The sequence below is a fragment of the Mesorhizobium sp. M7A.F.Ca.AU.001.01.1.1 genome (assembly GCF_004022735.1).
In the GTDB taxonomy this organism is placed as follows: Bacteria; Pseudomonadota; Alphaproteobacteria; order Rhizobiales; family Rhizobiaceae; genus Mesorhizobium; species Mesorhizobium ciceri.
Map to the genome: position 1 here is coordinate 1 of NZ_RZPF01000462.1, position 5,398 is coordinate 5,398.

General features: G+C 62.2%; 9 protein-coding genes. 2 read left to right on the plus strand and 7 right to left on the minus strand.

Annotated features, from left to right (window positions below):
- The 6 genes from EN884_RS39730 to moaA all read right to left on the minus strand — a co-directional run.
- Positions 1-94, minus strand: a 94-nt coding sequence (locus EN884_RS39730; RefSeq protein WP_245491978.1) for a molybdopterin-guanine dinucleotide biosynthesis protein MobB, incomplete at its 3' end; no start/stop codon positions are given.
- Positions 91-717: a molybdenum cofactor guanylyltransferase MobA gene (mobA, locus tag EN884_RS24270; protein WP_063167989.1), complete on the minus strand. Its 627-nt coding sequence runs from the start codon at positions 715-717 to the stop codon at positions 91-93. The genes EN884_RS39730 and mobA, both read right to left, overlap by 4 nt.
- A gap of 55 nt (positions 718-772) precedes the next feature.
- Entirely contained in the window at positions 773-1,693 is a 921-nt protein-coding gene (locus EN884_RS24275; RefSeq protein WP_063167990.1) for a DMT family transporter, read from the minus strand.
- Positions 1,694-1,914: 221 nt separating this feature from the next.
- Positions 1,915-2,274: a hypothetical protein gene (locus EN884_RS24280; protein ID WP_013531701.1), complete on the minus strand. Its 360-nt coding sequence runs from the start codon at positions 2,272-2,274 to the stop codon at positions 1,915-1,917.
- Positions 2,275-2,393: 119 nt separating this feature from the next.
- Positions 2,394-2,828, minus strand: a complete 435-nt coding sequence (locus EN884_RS24285; RefSeq protein ID WP_244514299.1) for a hypothetical protein — start codon at positions 2,826-2,828, stop codon at positions 2,394-2,396.
- A 90-nt stretch (positions 2,829-2,918) separates the two neighbouring features.
- Positions 2,919-3,914, minus strand: coding sequence for a GTP 3',8-cyclase MoaA (gene moaA / locus EN884_RS24290; RefSeq protein ID WP_013531699.1), 996 nt, complete (start codon positions 3,912-3,914; stop codon positions 2,919-2,921).
- Positions 3,915-4,113: 199 nt separating this feature from the next.
- Between moaA and EN884_RS24295 the strand changes: the two genes are divergently transcribed.
- Positions 4,114-4,467, plus strand: coding sequence for a DUF971 domain-containing protein (locus tag EN884_RS24295; protein ID WP_013531698.1), 354 nt, complete (start codon positions 4,114-4,116; stop codon positions 4,465-4,467).
- Positions 4,468-4,532: 65 nt separating this feature from the next.
- Positions 4,533-5,144 (plus strand): pyridoxamine 5'-phosphate oxidase family protein, encoded by a 612-nt coding sequence (locus EN884_RS24300; RefSeq protein WP_063167992.1) that lies wholly within the window; start codon positions 4,533-4,535, stop codon positions 5,142-5,144.
- 18 nt (positions 5,145-5,162) lie between these two features.
- Here EN884_RS24300 and EN884_RS24305 read toward each other — a convergent pair.
- On the minus strand, positions 5,163-5,398 hold a 236-nt coding region (locus tag EN884_RS24305; RefSeq protein WP_164895130.1), incomplete at its 5' end, for a winged helix DNA-binding protein.

Below are 5,398 nucleotides of genomic sequence, written 5' to 3' on the forward strand. Positions count from 1 at the left end.
AGCCGCGCCGGACCAATTCGCTGACCAACCTCTCGGTCAAAGTCGTCTTGCCGGAATTCTTCCAGCCGGTGATGCCGAAGACGCGTCTGTTCATGGCTTGATGCTCTGCAACAGACGCTCGGCAGACACAAGATCGTCCGGTTCGTTGATGTTGAAGAAAGGGTCGATCCCCGCCGATGGCGGAACCGGGAACTCCACCTCGACAAAACCCTGCCGGTCGATGAAAGCCGAAACCCGCCTGATATCCTGATCGACCAGAAAGTGCCGCAAGGCATCGCGGCAGCCGATCGGCCACAGCGCGAAGGTCGGATGCCGCTTGCCGGCCGAGCGGGCAACGGCAATAGAACCGGGGCTTTGATCGGCGGCCCCTGCCAGACGCTCGACAAGGTCCAACGGCAGGAAAGGCGTGTCACCGGCAGCGCTGACGATCGCCTTGCAAGGCCTGTTGGCCGCGGCCCATTCGAGGCCGGTCAGGATTCCGGCGAGCGGACCGGCAAAGCCGGGCACGCTGTCGGCAAGCACCGGCAGTCCAAAGCGCAGGAATCGTGCAGGGTCGCCATTGGCGCTGAGCGCCATCGATTCTATTTGCGGGGCGAAGCGCGACACGACCTGGTCAAGCAGGCAGCCATCGCCAAGCGGCAACAGGCTCTTGTCGCCGCCGCCCATCCGCCTCGACTGGCCACCGGCCAGAACAATCCCCGCAATGTCTCGCTTCATGCCACGAAGCCTGTACGCCAGCCGTCGGAAATCACAAGAACCTTCAATGATCTGGCTAGATTCCGTCCGGAACCATGCTTGGCCCCGTGCTTTCGGCGACGATCTTGCGCCGGCCGACGACCCGCTCGCGGTAGAGCGCATAGAGGCCGGAGCCGATGATGATGGTGGCGCCGACGATCATCGGCAGATCGGGAATGTCCGCGAAGATGAACAGGCCAAGCAGGATCGACCAGATCAGGGCCGTGTAGCGGAACGGCGCGATGAAGGAGATGTCGCCCGCCCGCATCGCCATAATGATGAACTGGTAGCCGATAATCACCAGCACAGCAGCCAGGGCCAGCAGGGCCGTGCTGTTGCCCGTCATCGGCGTCCAGCCGCCCATTGCCGGCAACAGCGCCGCGCCGACGATTGTCATGGCAAGCGCGGTCGCGGTCGACACCAGCAATGTCGGAATGGCCTTGGGGATCCGCTTGGTGGCGAGATCGCGCACCGCGCAGCAGGCGACGCTGGCCAGCGCCGACAGCGAGTAGACGCTGAACCCTTCGAAGCCCGGCCGCACGATGATCAGCACGCCGGCAAATCCGATGGCGATGGCCAGCCAACGCCGCCAACCGACAGTCTCGCCAAAGACAAGTGCCGCTCCCATCGTCACCGCCAGCGGCAGCGCCTGCAGCACCGCCGAAACATTGGCGATCGGCAGATGGGCGAGGGCGACGAGGAAACTCACCGTTGCGCCGGCCTCGCTGATCACGCGCAAGGCGACCAGAGGCTGCAGCATCGAGCCCGGGCGGGCGAGAGCGCCGCGCTGCCAGGCCAGCAGGCCGACGAAAAGCGAAGCGAAAGCCCCACGGATCAACATGACCTGCGCCATGTTCATCGATTGCGACGAGTATTTGGTTATGGCGTCGTTGAGGGTGAAGCCGGCCATCGCCACCATCATGAACAACGCGCCGTGAAGATTTGGAGACAGGGGCAAGACGGCTACCGGTTCTGCTAATACATATCGCCCAAAAGTGACCTCGGTTTTGGGGAAACGACATGCATAAGAAACAAAGACCTGAAGCGCGTGGCCTGAATCCGTTCAAACGCGACGCGCTTTAGGCAGCAAGCCTGTAACAGTCGGGCATGAAACAGCAACAGCAAAGGACTGGGCCACAGCCTTGTTTGTGGCCCGGAATATCGCCTGCGATGGCGAACTTACTTCTTCGGCGTAAGCACCTCGGTGCCATTGCCTTCCTTGCCGGCGATCGTCCAAAGACCGTGCAGCGAACCGTCCGCCGCCACCTTGTAGACGACGAGGCCAATGTCCTTGTCCATGACATAGCCGGCGGAGAAGGCATCATCGTTGCGCATGCAGATGCCGTCGGAAGATGAGCCACCAGTTTCCCAATGGATCGCGCAGGTCGTCCCGCTGGTCAGCGTGATGGTGGCTTCGCCGCCATAGGCCGAGCCGTCGAAGTTGGTGCCGGCGACCGTATAGGTGCCGCCGATCGACTGCGCCGCCGCGGGCACGGCCGCGAGGCCAAGCAGTGCCAGAGAAAGAACGAGTTTGCGCATGGTGTATCCCCCTGCGAGCGAAGAGCAGCTTCCAGGGGAAGGCTAGGCTGGAACAGACTGGCCGTAAATCCGGCTGCGGTTCGCGAACAAGACTTTTTCTGGGGTGTGGTCCGAAACCGTCATGGCCCCTTGAGACTGCCGGCGATGGCGCCGACCAGCGGATCGTATTTCGACTTCAGCGCCGGCGGGTAGTCGACCCAGACCGTACGGATGATACCGTCTTTCCCAAACAGACGTCGCTCGTAGAATATCTTTCCATCCCTCAGGCCCGACAGCACGGCCCAGTCCTTTCCGGCCTTGCTGTAGGTGACCTTGTAGCCCGGCTTCTTGCTCGCCTTCTCCGCCGCGACAAAGCCTTTCGGCGTGTCGTCGTCGACGTTGAGGATGCCCGAGCAGATCAGGCTGGCGCCATCGGCGCTCAGCCATTGCTGTCCGTCGCCATTGTCGGGCTCCGGCTGGCGATCGGTGAAGACGTCGTCGGGAAAGGTGCAGACAGTGCCGAAGCGATCGTTCACATAGGTGAATGGCGCGGCGACCGCACTGGTTGCTGCCATTGTCGCAATGACCAGGAATGAAGAGTGCAGCCGCATGCTCGCCTCGAAGTCATGATCCCGAAGCGATATTGCATGAATTTCACGGAAAGATCAGCCGCCAGTGACGCTCATGTGGCGTGACACCGATGGGCGGCTGGTGCGGCGGTCGATGATGAAGTCATGGCCCTTGGGCTTGCGGCCGATGGCTTCGTCTATAGCTTCGGCGACCAGCTCGTTGCCTTCCGAGGCGCGCAAGGGCGCGCGCAGATCGGCGGCATCTTCCTGGCCGAGACACATATAGAGGGTGCCGGTGCAGGTCAGCCGGACGCGGTTGCAGCTCTCACAGAAATTATGCGTCATCGGCGTGATGAAGCCGAGCCGTCCGCCGGTCTCGGCGACCTGGACGTAGCGCGCCGGGCCGCCGGTCTTGAAGGGAATGTCGGTCAGCGTGAACTGGCGTTCGAGCGACGCGCGCAGCAGCGACAGCGGCAAATACTGGTCGGTGCGGTCGGCATCGATCTCGCCCATTGGCATGGTTTCGATGACCGTCAGGTCCATGCCGCGGCCATGCGCCCAGCGCATCATCTCGGGCAGCTCGGCGTCGTTGAAATCCTTCAACGCCACTGCGTTGAGCTTGACCTTGAGCCCGGCCGCCTGCGCGGCATCGATGCCTTGCATGACCTTGTCGAGATGGCCCCAGCGGGTGATCTTGTGGAATTTGTCGGCATCGAGCGTATCGAGCGAGACGTTGATGCGCCTGACGCCGCAATCGGCGAGTTCGGCGGCAAAGCGCGACAGCTGCGAGCCGTTGGTGGTCAGCGTCAGTTCTTCCAGCGCGCCGCTTTCGAGATGCCGCGACAGCTGGCGCACCAGATGCATGATGTTCTTGCGCACCAGCGGCTCACCGCCGGTCAGCCGCAATCGCCTGACGCCCTTTTCGATGAAAACCGTGCACAGCCGGTCGAGCTCTTCCAGCGACAGCAGGTCCTTCTTAGGCAGGAAGGCCATGTCCTCGGCCATGCAATAGGTGCAGCGGAAATCGCAGCGGTCGGTAACCGACACGCGGAGATAGCTGATCGTGCGGCCGAAAGGATCAATCATGTCCATGCTTCAAGCGCTTCCCGTGGCCGTGAACGGCTTCGTTATATACCGCTATGTGATACGATCCGGCCTGCTGTTCAAGATAGCGCCTCTCGATCTTTGGTAACATCTCTCAGCCGACATCGCATGTCGGTCGGTCTCATCAGACCTTTTCCCGTTTGGCGAAGCGGCGTAGGGAAGGGCGGATGACACGGGATCGAACAGCATGACCGCACCGAAAGAACTCAGGGTTTCCAAGGACCGCAAACTTCTGTCCGTCACCTTTCCCGACCACCATCCGTTCGAACTGCCGGCGGAACTGCTGCGCGTCGCCTCGCCATCGGCCGAAGTGCAGGGCCATTCGCCGGATCAGCGGGTGACGGTCCCCGGCAAGCGCAATGTGGCGATCCTGAAGATCGAGCCGGTCGGCAACTACGCCGTGCGCATCACCTTCGACGATTTCCACGACACCGGCATCTTCACCTGGAATTACCTGCATACGCTCGGCCACGAGAAGGATGCGCGCTGGGAAGCCTATCTCGCGGAGCTTGCGGAAAAGGGCCTTAGCCGGGACCGCTAGGGCATCGCTGTCGTGAAGATGTCATCGATCTGGGGTAGCGCCGGCAAAGGTTTGGAGGCGAAAACATGTCCGTCATCACCACGGTCGAGCAGCTCGAGGCACTCTATGGCGTTCCAGGCGAGGCCTCGCTGGTCAAGGAACTCGACCACATCATTCCCGAATATGCCGCCTTCATCGAAGCCTCGCCCTTTGTCGCGCTGGCGACCAGCGGGCCGGAGGGGCTTGATTGCTCGCCGCGCGGCGATCTCGCCGGCTTCGTGCGCATCCATGATCCGAAAACGCTGATGATGCCGGACCGACGCGGCAACAACCGCGCCGATTCGCTGAAAAACATCATTCGCGACCCACGCGTCGGCCTGCTGTTCCTGGTGCCGGGCTCCGGCACGACGCTGCGCGTCAATGGCCGCGCCCACATCACAACGGATACAGCGCTGTGCGCGTCATTCACGGTGGACGGCAAGGCGGCGCGATCGGTGACCGTCGTCGACATCGATGCGGTCTATTTCCAATGCGCCCGGGCCATCGTCCGCTCCGAGCTCTGGAACCCGGCAAGGCATGTCGAGCCGAAGTCGCTGCCGACGCCCGGACAGATCCTGGAAATCACCAGCCGCAAGAACATCGACGGCGAAACCTACGACAAGGAATGGCCGGAACGGGCGAAGAAGACGATGTGGTAAGGTTGGGCTGAAGGGCGCTCAAGCCTCATTCAGCACATCATAGATCTTGCGCATCTGCTCGCCGATCATGTCGCATTGCTCCGGCGTCGACTGGCTCATCGCCTTCTCGATCAGCGCCATATGCACTTTCAGCGCCTGCATCAGCAGCGCCTCGCCGGCCTCGGTGAGCGCGAGCCGCAGGATGCGCTTGTCCTTCTCGTCGCCTTCGCGACGCAGCAGGCCACGCGCTTCCAGCTGCGGCAACAGCATGGTGA